The following is a 1,473-nucleotide window of genomic DNA, read 5'->3' as shown; positions in this document are numbered from 1 at the left end:
GTCAGAAAAACCATCGATATCGTCTTGGATGCGTCCTGCTGCTGGTGTCATATTCGATTCCATGTGGGTACCAACTTCCTTAATTAGAGTTATGAAGTTGTCTCACAACAGTTTGACACAGGGGGGACTGATGGCGGAGCGCCAGAAATTATCCAAGAAACCGGGGCTGGGAGAAGCCATCCGCCTGGCCGGCATGAAGTTCGAGGGCGCCCACCATCGCGGCATCGACGACGCCCGCAATATCGCGCGCCTGCTGCCGTATATTTTTGGAGAGGCGCGTCTGCGCCGGTAATTCGCGGCATCCCTTACTGGCAGGACAGCGCCCGAGCAGCAGCATTCGGCAAAGCACGCGAACAGAACACCGAATTCAGGGCGACCGACAAGCGTCAGGGAAGTTGAGCGATAGGTGCGTAGGCGTCTTCGCCTGGGATTTATCCGTCATTCGGATACACACTCTTTAGCTGCTATTCGGCTATATTGACTTTAGCCGTCATTCAGATAAGATTGATCTATCTGAATAGCGGATATTTTTCAAATGTCTTTCTTACCCACTTCCCATCTTCTCATCACCGCGCCACAGCTCGGCCTGCTGCTCGTATCGACGCGCAAACGGCATAAGCTCACGCAGACCGCGGTAGCGAATCGTGTCGGCTTGAGCCAGAATCGCATCTCCTACCTTGAGAAACATCCTGACGAAATCAGCATCAAGCAACTGCTCAGTTGGTGCGCAGCACTCGAGCTGGAGCTTCGATTGGGCGAGCGAGATACTTCTGCTGCAAGCAGTTCGGCGGAGTGGTAAGCATGGGCCGCCGCTCGCACAGCCAAACACTGCACCTCTGGGCCAATGGCGATTACGTTGGCCGTTGGACGGTCAACGCCAACGGGGACTCCGAGCTACAGTACGACATCGCCTGGCGCCGCTCCACGCGTGGGCGCCCAATCTCGCTGTCGATGCCGTTCAATATCCATAATGAGCCGCTCAAGGGAGCCAGTGTCTCGCACTACTTCGACGGCTTGCTGCCGGACAGCGACATCATCCGCAAACGTGTTGCGGCCCGGTTCAAGACAGGCTCTGTCGACGCTTTCGACCTTCTCGCGGCCATTGGCCGGGACTGCGTGGGCGCATTGCAGCTCCTGCCCGAAGGCATCGAACCGCAAGGACTTGCCCAGGTTGACGGCATCGCCGTAGACGAGCAAGCCATTGAACGGCACCTGCTTGAAGTGGTTAGCCCAAGCCAGTACGGTGCTCCACAGGACCCCGACGAGGACTTCCGGATTTCGCTGGCCGGTGCGCAAGAGAAGGACGCTTTCTTGTGGTGGGATGGTAAATGGTTGAAGCCGCGTGGCCCCCCTGTGTCAAACTGTTGTGAGACAACTTCATAACTCTAATTAAGGAAGTTGGTACCCACATGGAATCGAATATGACACCAGCAGCAGGACGCATCCAAGACGATATCGATGGTTTTTCTGACG

At 56.1% G+C, this 1,473-nt stretch carries 1 protein-coding gene and 2 pseudogenes; all 3 read left to right on the top strand.

The genetic code is table 11. From position 1 onward, the window contains the following. Positions 1-292: pseudogene (locus F1735_RS35990) on the top strand (hypothetical protein); the annotation flags it as partial. A gap of 243 nt (positions 293-535) precedes the next feature. Continuing rightward, the gene (locus tag F1735_RS33520) at positions 536-799 is read left to right on the top strand and encodes a helix-turn-helix domain-containing protein (protein ID WP_167241319.1); all 264 of its coding nucleotides are present in this window, start codon (positions 536-538) and stop codon (positions 797-799) included. Positions 800-801: 2 nt separating this feature from the next. Then, positions 802-1,347, top strand: a pseudogene (locus tag F1735_RS33515) (HipA N-terminal domain-containing protein); the annotation flags it as partial. Positions 1,348-1,473 lie beyond the last annotated feature (126 nt).

The sequence above is a fragment of the Massilia genomosp. 1 genome (assembly GCF_011682185.1).
GTDB classification, from domain to species: Bacteria; Pseudomonadota; Gammaproteobacteria; order Burkholderiales; family Burkholderiaceae_D; genus Telluria_A; species Telluria_A rubra.
The sequence above is the reverse complement of the archived record's forward strand: the minus strand, read 5'-3'. Positions and strand labels throughout refer to the sequence as shown.

Excerpts from the sequence above, each read along its gene's own strand:
- F1735_RS33520 (WP_167241319.1), top strand. The coding sequence starts at position 536 with ATGTCTTTCTTACCCACTTCCCATCTTCTCATCACCGCGCCACAGCTC.